The organism is Roseburia sp. 1XD42-34, assembly GCF_009917385.1.
In the GTDB taxonomy this organism is placed as follows: Bacteria; Bacillota; Bacilli; order Bacillales; family Amphibacillaceae; genus Virgibacillus.
Genome location: NZ_QWLJ01000012.1, coordinates 108954 through 127772 on the forward strand (window position 1 = coordinate 108954; position 18819 = coordinate 127772).

General features: G+C 37.8%; 12 protein-coding genes and 1 riboswitch. Of the genes, 11 read left to right on the forward strand and 1 reads right to left on the reverse strand.

Going from position 1 to position 18819, the window contains the following annotated elements; all coding sequences use genetic code 11:
* Positions 1–275 precede the first annotated feature (275 nt).
* The 5 genes from D1839_RS09230 to D1839_RS09250 all read left to right on the forward strand — a co-directional run bounded on the left by D1839_RS09230 (position 276) and on the right by D1839_RS09250 (position 8055).
* Complete coding sequence (locus D1839_RS09230) at positions 276–1457, forward strand: phosphoglycerate kinase (protein WP_120379605.1); 1182 nt, start codon at positions 276–278, stop codon at positions 1455–1457.
* A 19-nt stretch (positions 1458–1476) separates the two neighbouring features.
* A complete protein-coding gene (gene tpiA / locus D1839_RS09235) occupies positions 1477–2235 on the forward strand; it encodes a triose-phosphate isomerase (RefSeq protein ID WP_120379606.1) in 759 nt (252 codons plus the stop codon).
* Positions 2232–3770 (forward strand): 2,3-bisphosphoglycerate-independent phosphoglycerate mutase, encoded by a 1539-nt coding sequence (gene gpmI, locus D1839_RS09240; protein WP_120379607.1) that lies wholly within the window; start codon positions 2232–2234, stop codon positions 3768–3770. The genes tpiA and gpmI overlap by 4 nt, the downstream gene beginning before the upstream one ends.
* 32 nt (positions 3771–3802) lie before the next feature.
* Positions 3803–5089, forward strand: a complete 1287-nt coding sequence (eno, locus tag D1839_RS09245; protein ID WP_120379608.1) for a phosphopyruvate hydratase — start codon at positions 3803–3805, stop codon at positions 5087–5089.
* Positions 5090–5964: 875 nt separating this feature from the next.
* The gene (locus D1839_RS09250; protein ID WP_120379609.1) at positions 5965–8055 is read left to right on the forward strand and encodes a sigma-54 interaction domain-containing protein; all 2091 of its coding nucleotides are present in this window, start codon (positions 5965–5967) and stop codon (positions 8053–8055) included.
* A 205-nt stretch (positions 8056–8260) separates the two neighbouring features.
* On the opposite strand, the gene pepV is transcribed toward D1839_RS09250, so the two are convergent.
* Positions 8261–9649: a dipeptidase PepV gene (pepV, locus tag D1839_RS09255; RefSeq protein ID WP_120379610.1), complete on the reverse strand. Its 1389-nt coding sequence runs from the start codon at positions 9647–9649 to the stop codon at positions 8261–8263.
* 239 nt (positions 9650–9888) lie between these two features.
* Between pepV and D1839_RS09260 the strand changes: the two genes are divergently transcribed.
* The 6 genes from D1839_RS09260 to D1839_RS09285 all read left to right on the forward strand — a co-directional run bounded on the left by D1839_RS09260 (position 9889) and on the right by D1839_RS09285 (position 18785).
* On the forward strand, positions 9889–11529 hold the full coding sequence (locus tag D1839_RS09260) for a peptide ABC transporter substrate-binding protein (protein WP_120379611.1): 1641 nt from the start codon (positions 9889–9891) through the stop codon (positions 11527–11529).
* A gap of 276 nt (positions 11530–11805) precedes the next feature.
* The gene (locus D1839_RS09265; protein WP_286164758.1) at positions 11806–12741 is read left to right on the forward strand and encodes an ABC transporter permease; all 936 of its coding nucleotides are present in this window, start codon (positions 11806–11808) and stop codon (positions 12739–12741) included.
* Positions 12742–12744: 3 nt separating this feature from the next.
* A complete protein-coding gene (locus D1839_RS09270; RefSeq protein ID WP_120379612.1) occupies positions 12745–13689 on the forward strand; it encodes an ABC transporter permease in 945 nt (314 codons plus the stop codon).
* A 13-nt stretch (positions 13690–13702) separates the two neighbouring features.
* Entirely contained in the window at positions 13703–14764 is a 1062-nt protein-coding gene (locus D1839_RS09275) for an asparaginase (protein ID WP_199690046.1), read from the forward strand.
* A complete protein-coding gene (locus D1839_RS09280) occupies positions 14742–16718 on the forward strand; it encodes an ABC transporter ATP-binding protein (RefSeq protein ID WP_120379613.1) in 1977 nt (658 codons plus the stop codon). The genes D1839_RS09275 and D1839_RS09280 overlap by 23 nt, the downstream gene beginning before the upstream one ends.
* Before the next feature lie 492 nt (positions 16719–17210).
* Positions 17211–17319: riboswitch (TPP riboswitch) on the forward strand.
* Between the two features lie 464 nt (positions 17320–17783).
* Positions 17784–18785 carry an ABC transporter substrate-binding protein gene (locus D1839_RS09285; RefSeq protein ID WP_120379614.1) on the forward strand — a complete coding sequence of 334 codons (1002 nt, stop codon included), beginning with the start codon at positions 17784–17786 and terminating at the stop codon, positions 18783–18785.
* The last annotated feature ends 34 nt before the right edge of the window (positions 18786–18819 follow it).

Sequence of the window (18819 nt, forward strand, 5' to 3'; positions counted from 1 at the left end):
TAAGCTGCTGATCGAAGAAAGGGGATCTAGTATAATGTATGTTAGGGCTAGGCGAGTTAGAACTTATCTAGAGATTTTCTAACTAGTTCTGCCTTATCGGCAAAAGAACAAGCAATGTCCCTTCAGCTTATGACTTGGCATGAAAGAAATTTTTTTGCTAATCTAAGAGTGAAGCAACAAGCAAGAACTACCTCTTTAGAATGTTTCATTTCTTGGTAGCTATCATTCGTTATGTTGGGATAATTACATATCCTGAATATAGGAGGCAGAAGAACATGAATAAAATGTCAGTAAAAGACCTTGATGTTAAAGGAAAAAAAGTTTTTTGCCGCGTCGATTTTAACGTACCAATGAAAGATGGCGAGGTAACAGATGATACAAGAATCAGAGCTGCCTTACCTACCATTGAATATTTATCTAATCAAGGTGCGATTATCATTTTAGCAAGTCATCTTGGTCGTCCTAAAGGAAAGGTTGTAGAAGAATTACGCCTAGATCCTGTAGCAAAACGATTAAGCGATTTAATTGGTAAAGAAGTCGTAAAAACAGATGCAGTTTATGGTGAAGAAGTTCGTGAAGCAATTGCCAAAGTAGGCGAAGGTGATATCGTTTTAATTGAAAACGTCCGCTTTGAAGCTGGTGAAGAAAAGAATGATGAAGCATTGTCACAAGCATTTGCTGATCTGGCGGATGTTTATGTAAATGATGCATTCGGTGCAGCTCACCGAGCTCATGCTTCAACAACTGGTGTGGCAGAGAAGCTTCCTTCTGCTGCTGGATTTTTAATGGAAAAGGAACTATCTGTTTTAGGTCAAGCATTAGAAAATCCAAAGCGTCCATTTACTGCTATTATTGGTGGAGCAAAAGTAAAAGATAAAATTGACGTTATTGATAATCTCCTTGAAAAAGTTGATCATCTTATCATCGGTGGCGGTTTAGCTTACACATTTGTTAAAGCGCAAGGATATGAAATTGGTAACTCATTATTAGAAGAAGATAAACTGGAGCTTGCTAAACAATTTATGCAAAAAGCAAAAGATAAGGGTGTCGACTTTGTGCTTCCAATTGATGCCGTTGTAGCAGACAAATTTGCTGAAGATGCAAATAAAAAAGAAGTCGACATTGACCAAATTCCAGCTGATTGGCAAGCGTTAGATATTGGTCCAAAAACAGCTAAGAAATATGCAGAGATTGTCGCAAACTCTAAATTGATTATTTGGAATGGTCCAATGGGTGTTTTTGAAATGGATGCTTTTGCTAATGGAACAAAGGCAGTTGCCGATGCGTTAGCAAAAACAGCAGGATATACCGTAATCGGTGGTGGAGATTCTGCTGCCGCTGTGGAAAAATTTGGTCTAAGTGTTAAAATGGATCATGTATCTACTGGTGGAGGAGCATCTTTAGAATTTATGGAAGGTAAAGTTCTTCCAGGTGTTGCTGCATTAACAGATAAATAAAATGGTATGAGGTGAGACGATGCGCAAAAAAGTAATTGCTGGAAACTGGAAAATGAACAAGCTTGCAAACGATGCGAATCAGTTTGTTGACGAGGTGAAAACAAAGCTACCTCAGTCAGAAAAGGTAGAGGCGATCGTTTGTGCCCCATTCCCTTTCTTAGCTCAGCTTGTGGAAAAGACAAAAGATACGAAATTGGAAGTCGCTGCCCAAACCATGCATTATGAAGAAAGTGGTGCATATACAGGCGAAGTAAGCCCGGAAATGCTTGCAGATTTAGGTGTTACCTACGTGGTATTAGGACATTCTGAGCGTAGGGAATATTATAATGAAACAGATGAAACAGTGAATAAGAAAGTGCATGCTGCATTTAAGCACCAACTAACACCTATTGTCTGTGTTGGCGAAACGTTAGAACAGCGTGAAGCAAATGAAACGATGGGTCATGTGGAAATGCAAGTTACGAAAGCTCTAGAAGGGTTAAGCGAAGAGCAAGTTGCCAATACTATTGTTGCCTATGAGCCTATTTGGGCAATTGGTACTGGAAAAACAGCGACTAGCGAACAAGCAAATGAAGTTTGTACGCATATCCGTGAAGTTATTGCAAAGCTTACATCTAAAGAAACTGCAGACAAGGTTATTATTCAGTACGGTGGTAGTGTCAAGCCTGCAAACGTAGAAGAACTATTGGCACAATCCGATATTGATGGTGCTTTAGTTGGTGGGGCTAGCCTTGAACCGGGTTCATTCTTGCAATTAGTGGAGGCAGGTACAAAATGAAACAAAATAAATTAGCGGCATTAATCATCTTAGACGGCTTTGCGATTCGTGATGAAGTCAAAGGTAATGCAGTGAAACAGGCCAACAAACCGAATTTTGACCGCTATTGGAATCAGTATGCTCATAGCCAGCTAACAGCCTGTGGTGAAGCTGTTGGCTTGCCAGAAGGACAGATGGGTAATTCTGAAGTCGGCCACTTGAATATTGGCGCTGGTAGAATTGTGTATCAAAGCCTAACACGCGTTAACTTATCGATTGAAAAAGGCGAATTCTTTGAAAAAGAAGCGTTTATAAAATCGATGCAACATGCAAAAAATAATGATAAAGCTCTACACATTTTTGGCTTACTTTCAGATGGTGGTGTACACAGTCACATCAATCACTTATTTGCGCTATTGAAGCTTGCGAAAGAACAAGGCTTAGAAAAAGTGTACATTCATGCGTTTCTAGACGGGCGAGATGTTGGTCCACAAACAGCTAAAACCTATATCCAACAAACACAGGATAAGATAGCGGAGTACGGAGTTGGTCAAATTGCAACAATTTCCGGACGTTATTATTCCATGGATCGGGACAAGCGTTGGGATCGTGTAAAAAAGGCATATGATGCTATGGTATACGGAGAAGGACCAAAATATGCCGATCCGTTTGCCGTTATAGATGAATCCTATGCTAGTGAAATCTATGATGAGTTCGTCATCCCATCGGTTATTACGAATGAAGCTGGGGACCCAGTTGGAACTGTGGAAGACGGAGATTCAATTATCTTTTACAACTTCCGTCCAGATCGCGCCATTCAAATCTCACGCACATTTGCCAATGAAGATTTTCATGACTTTGACCGTGGGGAGAAAGTTCCAAAAAACTTAGACTTTGTTATGCTAACTAACTTTAGCGAAACGGTAAACGGCTATGTTGCTTATGAGCCGGTTAATTTAGATAATACAGTTGGAGAAGTTTTGGCACAGCATGATATGAAACAGTTACGAATTGCTGAAACAGAGAAATATCCTCACGTAACGTACTTTATGAGTGGTGGGCGTGAAGCGGAATTTCCAGGTGAAAAACGAATCTTAATTGATTCACCAAAGGTAGCGACGTACGATTTAAAACCAGAGATGAGTGCTTATGAAGTGACGGACGCGTTGCTAAAGGAACTTGAATCTGGGGATCGTAACGCGATTATCCTCAATTTCGCCAATCCAGATATGGTTGGACATTCTGGTAAATTGGAGCCAACGATAAAGGCAATCGAAGCAGTGGATGAATGCTTAGGAAAAATCGTCGATAAAATTATCGAACTTGGTGGTCATGCGATCATTACTGCAGACCATGGTAATTCAGATGAGGTCATTACTTTAGAAGGAAACCCAATGACAGCTCATACAACGAATCCAGTTCCTGTTATTGTAACAAAAGATGATATTAGTTTACGTAATGGCGGCATTTTAGCAGATTTAGCCCCAACGTTGCTTGACCTCTTAAATATTGAACAACCGAAAGAAATGACGGGCCAGTCATTAATAAAAAAATAACTCAACGTTTTTGAAAAAAGGAGACGATTTGAATGCCATATATTACAGATGTTTACGCTCGTGAAGTATTAGACTCTCGCGGTAACCCAACCGTTGAAGTAGAAGTATTTACAGAATCAGGTGCTTTTGGTTCTGCATTAGTTCCAAGTGGTGCTTCCACTGGAGAATATGAAGCAGTAGAATTGCGTGACGGCGACAAAAGCCGCTACCTAGGTAAAGGTGTTTTGAAAGCAGTTCAAAATGTGAACGAAGTGATTGCACCTGAACTATTAGGAATTGATGTAACACGTCAAAACATCATCGATGCGTTAATGATTGAACTAGACGGAACAGACAATAAAGGAAAATTAGGCGCTAATGCTATCCTAGGTGTATCGATGGCTGTTGCTCACGCTGCTGCAAGTTATTTAGAAGTACCGCTTTATAACTACCTTGGCGGTTTCAACGCAAAAACGTTACCAACACCAATGATGAACATTTTAAATGGTGGCGAGCACGCAGACAACAACGTTGACATTCAAGAATTTATGATTATGCCAGTTGGAGCTGAAACGTTCCAAGAAGCACTTCGTACAGGTGCTGAAATTTTCCATGCCTTGAAAAACGTATTGAAATCAAAAGGATATAACACTTCTGTAGGTGACGAAGGTGGCTTTGCTCCAAACCTTGCATCTAACGAAGAAGCATTGCAAACAATTGTTGAAGCGATCGAAGCAGCTGGCTACAAGCCTGGTGAAGAAGTCAAACTAGCAATGGACGTAGCTGCTTCTGAAATTTATGAAGATGGCAAGTACAACCTGAAGGGTGAAGGTGTCGTTCGTACATCTGAAGAAATGGTGGATTGGTACGAAGATATGATCAGTAAATATCCAATCGTTTCTATTGAAGATGGACTTGACGAAAATGATTGGGATGGCTTCAAGCTTCTAACTGATCGTCTAGGCAAAAAAGTTCAATTAGTTGGCGATGACTTGTTCGTAACCAACACTGAAAAATTATCCAAAGGTATTGAGCAAGGTATTGGTAATTCTATCCTTATTAAAGTCAACCAAATTGGTACTTTAACTGAAACCTTTGAAGCAATCGAAATGGCAAAACGCGCTGGTTACACAGCTGTTATTTCTCACCGCTCTGGTGAAACAGAAGATGCTACAATTGCTGACATTGCTGTAGCAACAAATGCTGGTCAAATTAAAACAGGTGCCCCATCTCGTACCGACCGTGTAGCTAAATATAATCAATTACTACGTATTGAAGATGAATTAGCTGGCATGGGTGTATATGCTGGAAAAACAGCATTTTACAACTTAAATAAGTAAGAAATAGATAGCGACCTCCCTGTTCGTGTGATAGCGAATCGGGAGGTTTTTTTGTAAGATAAAAAAGGTGATTGTGGATAACGAAATAACCGACTAGTCACGTCCGGCGCATGAGCCCAGCAAGTAGGCGGCTTTATAAATGCACCCTATGATAATAATTCATCAACGGTTCGTCGCTAAGAGGAAGGCCGACTTAAAAACGGTATTAACTAAAAGGAGCGGTTAATTTTGAGAGGCAATAGAAATAATAATAGCTATGATACTTTTGATAGAAGCTTTATCGAAAAGCCGGGATGTATGATAATACTCATTTTAGTTTTAATAATAGTGAGTTTGGTTTATAACTATTCTAATTAATATCGATGATGTTTACAATACTAAATAGTTTTATCAATTTATCCCGTATATAAGATGCAGCAACACTTTCCCTTCCAGAGCTGGATAACCTGTCCTGCAAGACTAAGTGGGAGATATAGCTCCCCTCCATGTCCATCTCGTAGACAGCCTTTAGGTCATACCATTTACGTTATTACTAATTAGTAGGAATCAATGAACCTCAGCTAACCGAAGATTCATTTTATTAGCTCTCTTCGGGACTTCTAAAATAAAGGAAGATTTTTCTGCCATGGTATATCTATATGCCTAACTCTTCTCTTTTCTAAAATAAATAGTTTAAAGCCACCTAACACGTCAAGTCCGCTACTTTTTCTTTGTAATACAAATATGTAAAACCTTAAATCGTTATAATAATAAGACATCAGAATGAAGGAGTTGGTTCTAGCTTGACTTTTCTGGGAAATTTAAAAGCATTAGCAGAATGATTATCTACTTTAGTGTTATAATAGATTCACTATATATTAAGGGGAGCGACTCGTATGGCGAATTTACCAGAGTTACTTGTGGTTGCCCACCGTATTACAACACTTCAAACAATTGTTGGTCAATTAAATGACGTTGGATTTACGAAACACTGTAAAATAACAGGCGCACTTGTAAAAGATATGGAATCACAACCTAAGTATGGGCCTGAGCTTGCACTAGTCACTAGTGAGGCTGTTTTTGATATGGTCAAATCTTATCTTCACAAGGATGTATCTTGTATTATTGCAAAAAGACTCATTAATTTTGCTAGAATTAAACCATTGCTGTCTCTTCCAAAGGGTTCCCGAGTTTATGTTGTTAATAATATGAAGGACTCTGCTGAAGAAGCAATTCGAACTTTATTAGAAGCAGGCGTTGAACATTTTTATGTCCCATATTATGGACAAAAGGAACTAGACCCCACCATCACTATTGCTGTTACTCCAGGGGAAAGCCAGATGGTTCCTCCATCTATTAAAACTAAAATAGATATTGGGAATCGCTTGTTAGATATGACTACGTTATATGAAATCTATGAGTTTTTTAATATATCTACATATGCTTCTAATAATCAACTATCAGCTAGATATATACAATCCATCATATCTCTTGTTAAAGAGTTGAATTTTGAAATTACCCAATCACAAGGTTTGCAAAAAAGTTTAGAGGGAATCGTCGAACAGATAGAAGAGGGGATGATTGTTTATGACAAGTACAATCAAATTATTTCTATTAATAAGCAGGCAATGAAACAGCTAAATCGATCTTATACTGACTTAATCAGTGAAAATATGAACCAAATTCCTTTTACTTTTTATCAAGCCTTTATGAAGGCAGAAATGGGAAAGGAAAACTTTATTGATATGGAAGGCGAAACTTACTATGTTCGTAAAAAGAGAGTCTTTGTTGGAGTAAAAGTGTTTGCAACGATCATCTTATTTGACAAAATGGAGCGAATTAAAAGCATTGAAGCGAAGTATCACAAAAATGAAAAGGAAAAAGGATTTATTGCTAAATACACATTTGCTGATATAAAAACAAGCTCATCTGAAATGTTGACACTAATCAGGAAAGCGGAAAAACTAGCTCGCAGTGATTCAACTATTTTCATCTCTGGAGAAACTGGAACGGGAAAGGAAGTAATGGCACAAGCAATTCATCGTACTTCAGAGAGAAATAAAAACCCTTTTGTCGCCGTTAATCTTGCGGCAATACCAGAGTCCTTAGTAGAGAGTGAATTATTTGGTTATGAAAAAGGTGCTTTTACTGGAGCCAGCCAAACAGGAAATATGGGGCTTTTTGAAAGAGCCCATAAAGGAACAGTATTTCTTGATGAGATTGGTGACGCTTCTGCTGTTGTACAAAATCGTTTGTTGAGAGTATTACAGGAGAGAGAAATCCAACGAGTAGGCGGTGGTCAACCCATTCCAATAGATATCCGTGTAATAGCAGCAACGAATAAAGACTTGCAGAAACTAATCCAAGAGAATAAGTTTCGGGAAGATTTATATTATCGATTAAACATTCTGCCGATCCGATTAATTCCATTAAGAAAACGAAAAGAAGACATTTTATTGTTATCTGAATTATTTGCTAAAGAATTTGAAGAAAAGCTCCAGCGAGGTCCACTTCACTTTTCAAAGGAAGTAATTGAGGTGATGACCACATATGAGTGGCCAGGTAATGTAAGGGAATTGAGAAATACCATCGAATATCTAGCCCACATTTGTGATGATGTTATCAAAACAGAATCTTTACCACCGAATATCATGGAACAGCAAAATACTACTGATTCCTTGATCATAGATGAGTGGGAAACACATTATCATGTTTTAAAGGAAAAAGGCTTTTTGCAAGATTGTAATCAAATTCTAACTATTTTACATCAATTAGGGGGGATTAGTGTTGGGCGTAGTACATTATTAAAATCACTTTCTGAATACAATCAAAGCTTATCTGAGCAAAAATTACGCTATAGATTAGAAGTGTTATCTAGTATGGACTTAGTAACCGTTGGTAAAGGGAGAAGAGGAACGAGTATAAATGAAAATGGAAGACAGTTTCTACAGTTTCTGGAAAGTAAAGTTAAAAGACCAATCAAATAAACAATAGACTTAGATTAAAATATTATCCAAGCTTATTGTTTTGATCTAGATGTAAAGTGTAGTAAGCAACCTGTTTTTGAGATGCTTACTACAAAAAAGAAATATAAGCGGGAATATAAGCCGACCTTATCGCTCTTATGGAAATGAGACGTTATTAGCGTACTAGCTTATCAGTTGGGGGGGAGCGTCCACTATGAAGCGTCATTTATAAATTAGCTAAGCGTACTAATGCCTCTGCATAAATAAAAGCAGCTCGCTTTAAATCGTTAATTTCAGCATACTCGTCTACTTGGTGAGCAGTGTTTTCTTTATCTGGAAAAACAGCACCGAAGGCAACCCCGTGAGATAAGAATCGCGCATAAGTGGCACCGCCTGTAGTTAATAATATTGGGTCATTTGAAGTAATACCTTTGTAGGCATCTTGAAGTGCTTTTATTCCTTTATGTTCTGAATCAACATGATGTGGTTTCTTTAAGCGAATATTAGAGATAATCCAACCCTTTTGTGCAGTGAGAGCTTTTAGCTGTTTTAAGGTTTGATCATAAGATGTTTCTACCGGACAGCGAATGTTTAGGGAAATTTTGCCGCCATGATCTTCTGTATAATGAAAAACTCCTGCATTTACGGTTAATTTTCCAGTGATGGAATCTTCAAAGTCAATTCCAAGGTTTTCACCTTGGAAGTCATTTTTTAAATAAGTATGAATAAATGCTAAATAAGGATGGAATTGTAAACCATCGATTGACAATAGTAAACTTGCTAGTGTAAAGGCAGCATTTTCACCCTTACATGGTTCCATTCCATGTGCTGACACCCCATCAGCTTTAATGGAGTAAGTATTTGCATCAATTTTGTTAATGCTTACTTGATCCTCCATTCTTTGAAATGCACCTAATTGTCTTGTAGGAGAAAGACCACGTACGACAGCTATCGCTGAATCAGGCACCATATTTCCTCTTTCACCGGAATTAAAGGAGACTAAGCTTACACCACTGTAAACGTGTTTTGGTTTGCAGCTTAATTGCATATTAATTTGTCCTTTCTCGGCATGAATGATTGGAAATTGTGCATCTGGTGCAAAGCCAAATAATGCCTCCGGTTCATTTTCTACATATGATTTCATACACCTCATGCCACTTTCTTCATTGGTTCCGATAATTAAACGAATCTTATGTTTGAGCGGTGCTTTCGATTTTATAACCATTTTTAATGCGTACCATGAAGCCATAGTTGGACCTTTGTCGTCAATCGCTCCCCTTCCGTAAATACGATTATTTGTTACTTTAGGATTAAATGGATCATAACTCCAGGTTCCAGAAGCCGGTACAACGTCAACATGACATAACACAGCGATGTAGTTTTTAGCTTCTTCGGGACCAAGTTCGATGTAACCGTAATAACCATTATTCTGATATGTAGTTAAACCTTCTTTTTCACCCAGTTGCAGCATAAATTGGAGAGCTTCTTGAACGTTTTTTCCAAACGGTTGCTTTTCATTACTACTCTTTGTGTCCATAATACTACGAATAGATAGTAAAGAAGATAAATCCCGAATAAACTCTTCTTCGTTAAAATATGTTTCCCATATTTTCAATAGCTTTTCCTACCTTCCATGAAATAGTTTTGTCACTATAATACTGCAAAAAATATGCCAATTGAAACCTGCCCGTTACTTACTAACTGGAATTGTATCAGGGTTTTTTATAGGGTGATTATATACAAATAACAACTTAAATAATAACCTATATAGGAGGATTTTTTCGTAATATGTCGATTATTGTTGGCATGATTTTTGCTTAAAGAAATGAAATACTAATAAGGAGGAAAATTAGCATGAAACTAAATATTTTTAAAAAAATTGGTTTCTTCGTTTTAGTCATTTTATTACTTTCTGCTTGTAATTTTTCGGAATCTTCGGATGGAGATTCTAGCAAAAAAGCCGGTGGAGAAGGAAAAAAAGTTTTAAACCTAAGTTTGGAAAATGATATTCCTGATTTAAACCAAGTAACAACGACAGATGGAATTTCTTTTGATATTTTGAATAATGTGATGGAGGGTCTATACCGTCTGGATGAGGATGACGCCCCCCAGCCCGCTATGGCAAAAAGCGTAGATATCTCGGAAGACAAATTAACCTATACGTTTCATTTAAGAGATGGAATAAAATGGAGCAACGGAGAGGCTGTAACAGCACATGATTTTGTTTACTCTTGGTTACGGGCTTTGCATCCCGATACTTCTGGTTCTTATTCATTTATAATTGCAGATTATATTAAAGGAGCGGAAGAATATGCCAACGGAGAGGGAAAACAAGAAGACGTTGCTATAAAGGCAAATGATGATAAAACATTGGTTGTTGAATTAAATGAACCTACTCCGTATTTTTTAGGTCTTACAGCATTTGCAACATATTTTCCTTTAAATGAAAAATTTATTAATAGTGTTGGCGATGAGTTCGGGCTTAATCATGAATCTATTTTATATAACGGACCTTTTGTTCTTACTGAATATGACCAAGCAATGGGCGTTAAGATGGAAAGAAATGATCACTATTGGGATACGGACAATCTAAAAGTAGATGAAGTTTCCATGAAAGTCATTAAAGAAAAGAGTACGGAGTTGAATTTATATGAATCTGGTGAGCTTGATCGAATTACGTTATCTGCTAATGATGTAAATGAATTTAAAGATCACGAAGAGTTTAGCACAGAAACAGAATTTACATCTTGGTATTTACAATTCAATCTTGGGAAAGCACCATTTGATAACAAAAATATTCGTAAGGCATTTCAGCTAGCGTATAATCCTGAAACTTTGGCAACTAATGTTCTTAATAATGGTTCTGAACCGGCCTATTCGTTAATCCCACCAGAAATGCAGGGAGTTGGAGATAAATCATTTCGTGAACTTGCCGGGGAAGTGATTGCTCCAGATTATGATCAAGCAAAAGAGTATTTAGAAAAAGGGTTGGATGAAATTGGTGGTAAGCTTCCAGAAATTGAAGTGTTAACAGCTGATGATACGGTTGCAAAAGATGCTGCAACGTTCATTCAGTCGCAAATTAAAGAAAACCTAAATATTGATATTTCTATTGTAACTAAACCATATAGCGGTCGACTAGATGCGATGCGTGAAGACGATTATCAATTTGCAATCTCAAAATGGGGCGCCGATTATAACGATGCGATGACATATCTTGATTTATGGGTAGGTGATCCCATTGCACCATTTAGAGGAAACTACCATAATCCAGATTATATGAATTTAGTTTATCAAGCTAAAGAAGAAAAGGATGAGCAAAAACGTATTGATCTATTAATGAAGGCAGAAAGAATACTTCTTGAAGAAGATTCTGTATTAGGCCCGCTATACTATCAAGGTTCTGCATATTTACAAAAACCTAACATTGATAACTTTGTGTCTCACCCATATGGCGCAAGGCTTGACCTCAAATACGTGATAGTAAATGAGTAGATACTGAATTAATTAGAGGGTGAGGCTGTTCAACGAATGTTGTTCTTCTAATAGGGAACTCATTTTGGGCAGAACATCCTCATCTTTCCTACAAATATACTATTTATAGGTTCCCATTTCAGAAGTTGGAGCATCTGAGATGCGTTCAGAGGCCTTAAGGACAATACTTTTAAACTACTAACAATCAGGGAAGGATGAATGCAAATCCTCACTGATTAAAAATTTACTTTATATTACATAGATAAGTAGTACTTATCTTTAAGGAGGGAAGAATCCGTGAAGAAGTTTATTTTAGTTCGATTAACTAACATTTTATTAACCTTATTTCTTATTGCTACACTAACTTTCTTTTTGATGAAGACATTACCGGGATCACCTTTTGATGAAGAAAAATTAATGAATTTATCAGAAGAATTGCGCATGGAATTTTACGCGAAATATGGACTTGATGAACCAATTCATATCCAATATATGAAATATATAGGAGGAATAGTTCAGGGGGATTTAGGTTTGTCTTATTATTATAAGGAACAGCCAGTAAGCTCCTTAATCATGGATAGAATTGGTCCATCTACATTAATTGGATTGCAGGCAGTAATCATTGGTTTATCCATAGGAATAATTTTGGGAATGGTAGCTGCATTTAAACATAATACAACATGGGATTATTTTACAATGATTATTGCAGTGCTCGGTGTCTCTGTTCCTAACTTTGTGCTAGCAGCCTTCCTTCAATTCTATGTCGGTTTAAAATGGGGGTTATTGCCTGTAGCTTATTGGGAAAGTTATGATCACTCTCTTTTACCAACGATAGCTTTATCTTTAGGGGTTGTTGCCCAAATTGCAAGGTTTATGAGAAATGAGATGTTGGAAGTCTTACAACAAGATTATATTATTACGGCACAAGCAAAGGGCTTGGGTGATTGGATCGTACTAGTCCGACATGCAATTAGAAATGCAATGATTCCGATTGTGACAATTTTAGGGCCCGTTTTGGTTAGTTTACTTACTGGTTCATTAGTGATTGAAAATATTTTTAGTATACCTGGAATTGGCAGTTTATTCGTCGATGCTATTAAGATGAATGATTATACCACCATTATGGGATTAACTTTATTTTATAGTGCTTTTTTCATTTTAGCTATGTTAATTGTCGACATTCTCTATGGAATAATCGATCCACGCATTCGGGTTCATGGGAAGGAGACGTAAGGGATGCAACAAACAAACCAATCTGAAAAACAAGTGGTTTTTCCTGAAGAAATGTTTAAAGTAGTAGGCAGAAAAGAAGAAGAGAGTGAAAAAATAAGCAAGCCAGTTTTGTCAAATTGGCAAGATGGATGGCTACGCCTTAAGAAAAATAAGGCAGCGATTGTTGGTCTATTTATCATTTTAACTATTGTTCTATTATCATTTGTTGGTCCTTATGTTAATGAATATGCCTACGATGAAGCTCACTATGACAAGGTGTATTCACAACCAAATAACGAGCATTGGTTAGGAACCGATAAATTTGGACGAGATCAGTGGACGAGATTATGGGAAGGAACTAAAGTTTCATTATACATTGCGGTACTTGCTGCGCTGCTTGACATTTTAATTGGGATTACATATGGAGCTGTTTCTGCCTGGAAAGGCGGAAAAGTGGACAATATAATGCAGAGGATTATTGAAATATTAGTCGGTATACCAAATCTAATTATTATTATTTTACTAATCATGATCATGAAACCAGGTATTATCACAATTATGCTCGCCATGGTTATCACTGGATGGGTGAACATGGCTAGGTTAGTAAGGGGGCAAGTGTATAAACTAAAGACTCAGGAATATGTGTTAGCATCACGAGCATTGGGAGCAAGTACAAGTCGAATTATATTAGGACATATGCTTCCAAACACTTTAGGAATTATTATCATTAATCTGATGTTTACGATTCCTAGTGCTATTTTCACAGAAGCATTTCTAAGTTTTATTGGATTAGGGCTTCAGGAGCCCTTAGCGTCCCTTGGTGTACTGATAAATGATGGCTTCCACTCCATGCGTAATCAGTTTTACTTATTAGCATATCCTGCCATAGTTATTGTTGCATTGATGGTTAGTTTTAACATGTTAGCTGATGGTTTACGGGATGCGTTTGACCCTAAAATGAGAAAATAGAGAGGATAGTTTTATGATGGATCATTCTACAAAACCAATACAAGTATATAGAGGCAACTACGTAGAAAGCACACATAATATAAATGTTGCAGTAGTAAGATCAACAGGGGAATTAATGGCATACTACGGTGATGCCTATAGAAACACATTCGCTCGTAGCTCTATGAAACCTTTTCAGGCTGCTCCTATTGTAGAATCAGGGGCGATGGAAAAATACCTTCTTACTGAACGCCAATTATCATTGTTCTGTGCAAGTCACAGTGGAGAAGCGATGCATAGGGAGGAAGTAGCTGATGTTTTAGCAAAGCTAAACCTCGAAGAAAATCAGTTGCAATGTGGTACCCATATTCCTCGTGATATAGACAGCTATAACGAGTTGATTAAAGCTGGAGGATCATTGACCCCAGTTTATAGTAATTGTTCTGGAAAACATGTGGGAATGTTAGCAGGTTGTGTACAACAGGGTTTAGAGGTAGATACATATCGAGAGGTATTTCACTCCTACCAACAACAAATTATCGACGTAATTGCGAATGTTGCTGATTTTGCTAGAGAAAAAATTATGATTTCCGTTGATGGCTGTGGTGTACCTGTCCACTGTATTCCTTTATATAATATTGCATTAGCATATAGTCGCTTAGCTGTTCCAGAACAATGGGAAGCTGGAACTAAACAAAGAAAAAATGCATTAAAACGTATTGGTATTGCTATGACGACTTATCCGGAAATGGTAGCTGGAACAAACCGGTTTGATACAGATTTGATGACAGCGTTTGGAGGCCGGATTGTTTGTAAGGGTGGTGCTGAAGGAGTACATTGCTTTGCAGATAAGGAAACTGGAATTGGTGTCGCCGTTAAAGTTGAGGATGGAAACGCAAGAGGTACAAATGTTGCTACAATGGAAATATTAAAGCAATTAAATATAGGTGCTCAAGAGATATGGGAATCACTGCAAAAGTATCAGGAAGCACCCGTATTAAATGCACGAAAAGAAAAAATTGGAACCATTAAAGCAGCATTTGAATTAAATTATCTACAGAGAGGGAACCACAATGAAACCGTTACTATCAATTAGAAATCTACATGTCTCTTTTAACACGTATGCTGGAAAAGTGCACGCCGTTAGAGGGATAGATCTAACGGTAGAAAAAGGGGAAACACTTGCCATTGTTGGAGAGTCTGGTTCTGGGAAATCCGTAACTTCAAAGGCAATCATGGGCTTATTGCCAAAACAGAATGCCTTGGTTGAACAAGGGGAAATCTTGTATGAAGGTAGAGATTTACTATCTTTGAATAAAAAAGAAATGATAAAAATACGTCGTTCAGAAATAGCTGTTATTTTTCAAGATCCGATGACAGCATTAAATCCAACGATGAAAGTGGGAAAGCAGGTTGTGGAAGGCGCTATAGGACATCAAAAGTTAAACAAAAAAGAAGCGAATAACTTAGCAATGGATCTATTCGATATGGTTGGTATTCCAAATCCAGAAATCCGTATCCATCAGTATCCCCACGAATTTTCAGGAGGGATGAGACAAAGAGTTGTGATTGCGATGGCGTTAGCTAATAAGCCTAAACTGCTCATCGCGGATGAACCAACGACAGCATTAGATGTCACTATCCAAGCGCAAATTTTAGATTTATTGCGAGATATTCAACAGAAAACGGGAACCTCCATTATATTTATTACGCATGATTTAGGGGTAGTGGCTAATATTGCAGATGCAGTGGCCGTGATGTATGCTGGTCAAATTGTGGAAAAAGGGAAAGTGGAGGAAGTTTTCCATGAACCAGTTCATCCGTATAATTGGGGACTTCTAAACTCGATGCCGAACATGGAAACAAAAGGGAAACTCTATTCTATTCCCGGAAGTCCACCAGACTTAATTCATCCACCTAAGGGTGATGCCTTTGCACCGAGGAACGAATTTGCGCTGGCCATTGACTACAAACAAGCTCCACCTACTTTTCACGTTAGTGAAACGCATTCAGCAAAAACTTGGTTATTACATCCTCAAGCACCGAAAATTAATTATAAAAAAGTGAAAGGCGACTTAGAGACGGAACTAGAAGTAAAACTTAATCATAATGACGTGTTGTTAAAAGTAAGCAATCTAAAAAAGCATTTTAAATTACCTTCTAAGCAAATATTAAAGGCTGTAGATGGAATTAGTTTAGAGATTAAGAAAGGAGAAACATTAGGTTTAGTTGGGGAATCAGGCTGTGGTAAATCAACAACTGGAAGAACCTTAATCGGACTTTATGAGCCTACAGAAGGTGAAATTCTGTATAATAAAGTCCCCCTAAATGAAACTAGTAAAAAGGAATTTTCTCAAAAAATCCAGATGATCTTCCAGGACCCGTACGCCTCTCTTGACCCTCGTAAAAAAGTGGAAGATATTATTGCAGAAGGCTTAGATATTCATCGTCTCGTAAAAGATAAACAAGAACGTCAAAAGAAAGTTCAAACCCTTTTAGATGCTGTTGGGTTACAGTCTGATCATGCACAACGTTTTCCACATGAGTTTTCTGGTGGTCAACGACAGCGTATTGGAATAGCTAGGGCACTTGCAGTAGAACCCGAGCTTATTATTGCTGATGAGCCAATTTCTGCGTTGGATGTGTCCATACAGGCTCAAGTAGTAAACTTATTAAAAAAACTACAGAAAGACAGAAATCTTACTTATCTATTTATTGCACATGATTTATCGATGGTAAAATATATTAGTGATCGAATCGGTGTCATGTACTTGGGGGCTATGGTAGAGATGGCGTCATCAGATGATTTGTATAAGAATCCACTACATCCATATACACAAGCATTATTATCAGCAGTACCTGTTCCGGACCCTGTCGTCGAGAAAACAAGAGAGAGGATTATATTGGAAGGCAATTTACCAAGTCCAGTAAATCCACCACAAGGATGCCAATTTAGAACCAGATGTCCATTCGCAACAGAAAAATGTGCAGAAATCCCCCAATGGAGAGAAGTAGAGAAAGATCATTGGGTTGCCTGTCACTATGCTTGAAATGATAGGTGTATAGACTGAGCTATATGCTCAGTCTTTTAGTACGGCGGGTATCTGAACCTTGGACAAATGAACATTGCTAAGATGATGGTAAGAATATGAACGCGTTATCGTTGTAAACACGATTATCAAAACTCAGATGACCTATTTTCTTAAGGTGAAACCCTTCTCGCCGGAGTTAATCAACTAGTAAAGTGGTAGACTTACAGCACCTTATATACGGGATGAAGTTGGGATATGTATAAGAAACAATAGAAAAAAGGGAGGAAGAAAAATAAATAGAAAAGGATCCAGAGATTTTGAGATCCTCCATTCATGTATGATTATTCCATAATAATGAATCATAAATCTGGTGTATATGATTAAGCAGCTTAAGGAGTTACATTAATAGGTGACTGTTATCTGGAGCAAAGCTAACCTATTATTAAAACTTGCTAAATCCCTTCAGATATGGCATAGTTACTTAAGGAAAGATAACTATTTAATAGCATACAAGCGTTGTAGGGGGACCAGTGTTGCTGGTTGAGATTGTATCCGTAAGATACTGACTCTTAGAACCTGATCTGGGTAAACCAGCGTAGGGAACATGCCGATATACAAAATTGATTTGCATGTGCAAAAAGCCCTAGGTGTACGTAAGTTCCTAAGGCTTTTTTATGGTCTAGGAAATTATAAAATTTTGCAGGTGTGGATAAACTTACTAAGTTATTTAGCCATGTCCGGCGCAAGCGCCTAGCAACTAGGCGATTTCACGAATCGCCCTCCGATAAGTCATCATTGGTTCGAGCAACACCGTCTCACCATGATTCCTAAAACTTTAGTTGCTTCCGTTCCACTCGCTCCGTTGCTAACCAGGAGCTTGCGCCTTTGTTCTTTCGTATATACTTGGCAGATCTACATATCTTCTAGCGATAAAACAAACATAGGAGATGCAATTGCTGGTAAATGTCCCAATCGGTTCATTGAACAATCAGCGGACGAGAAACCAGTCTTTCCTGATTGGAGTTTCTCTTATTCGCAGTACTCCCCTTACACAGCTGTAGTTATTCTGGAGGAGGAGACACATTGAGAAAATTCATCATGCTAAGTTTGTTCGTTATTTTGTTAGCAGCATGTAGTACAAATGACGATGAGTCAGGTGAAAAAGAAAAATCAGCAGATAAGGACCTAAAGGAAGTATCTATTGTTCTCGATTGGACACCAAATACCAATCATACAGGGCTATATGTAGCGAAAGAAAAAGGATATTTTAAAGAACAGGGATTGAATGTTGATATTAAAATGCCTGGAGAAGCAGGCGCTGATCAATTAGTGGCATCTGGGAAGGCTGACTTTGGTGTAAGTTATCAAGAAGGGATTACAGAAGCAAGGGTCCAAGATATTCCGATCGTTTCCATTGCAGCGATTATTCAGCATAATACTTCTGGGTTTGCTTCGCCAAAGGAAAAAGATATTACAGAGCCTAAAGACTTTGAAGGAAAAACCTATGGCGGCTGGGGCGCACCAGTTGAAAAAGCAGTAATAAATTCGTTAATGAAGCAGGACGGTGCGGATGTTGAAAAAGTGGACATAGTAAATATGGGGGATACGGACTTCTTCACTGCCGTAGAACGCGATATTGATTTTGCGTGGATTTATTATGGCTGGACTGGCGTAGAAGCTGAACTTCGAAACGAAGAGGTTAATATGGTTTATCTCACAGATTACTCGGAAAAGCTGGATTACTATACTCCAGTATTGGCAACAAACGAAACGATGATTAAAGAAGAACCGGAGACAATAAAAAAATTTTTAGCTGCTGTATCGAAAGGGTATAAGCTCGCTATTGATAATCCTAAGGAAGCTGCTGATATTTTAATGAAAGCAGTGCCTGACTTAGATGAAGAGTTAGTAAAGGCAAGTCAAAAATGGCTAGCGGATAAATATCAGGATGATGCAGACAGATGGGGCGAACAAAAGCAAGAAGTATGGGAAAATTATTCGACCTGGATGTTTGACAACGACTTGCTGGACAAGCCTTTGGATAGTGAGAAAGCATTTACGAATGAATTTTTACCAGAAAAATAATCAAGGTACTCGTTAAACCATAGATCGACCTAAT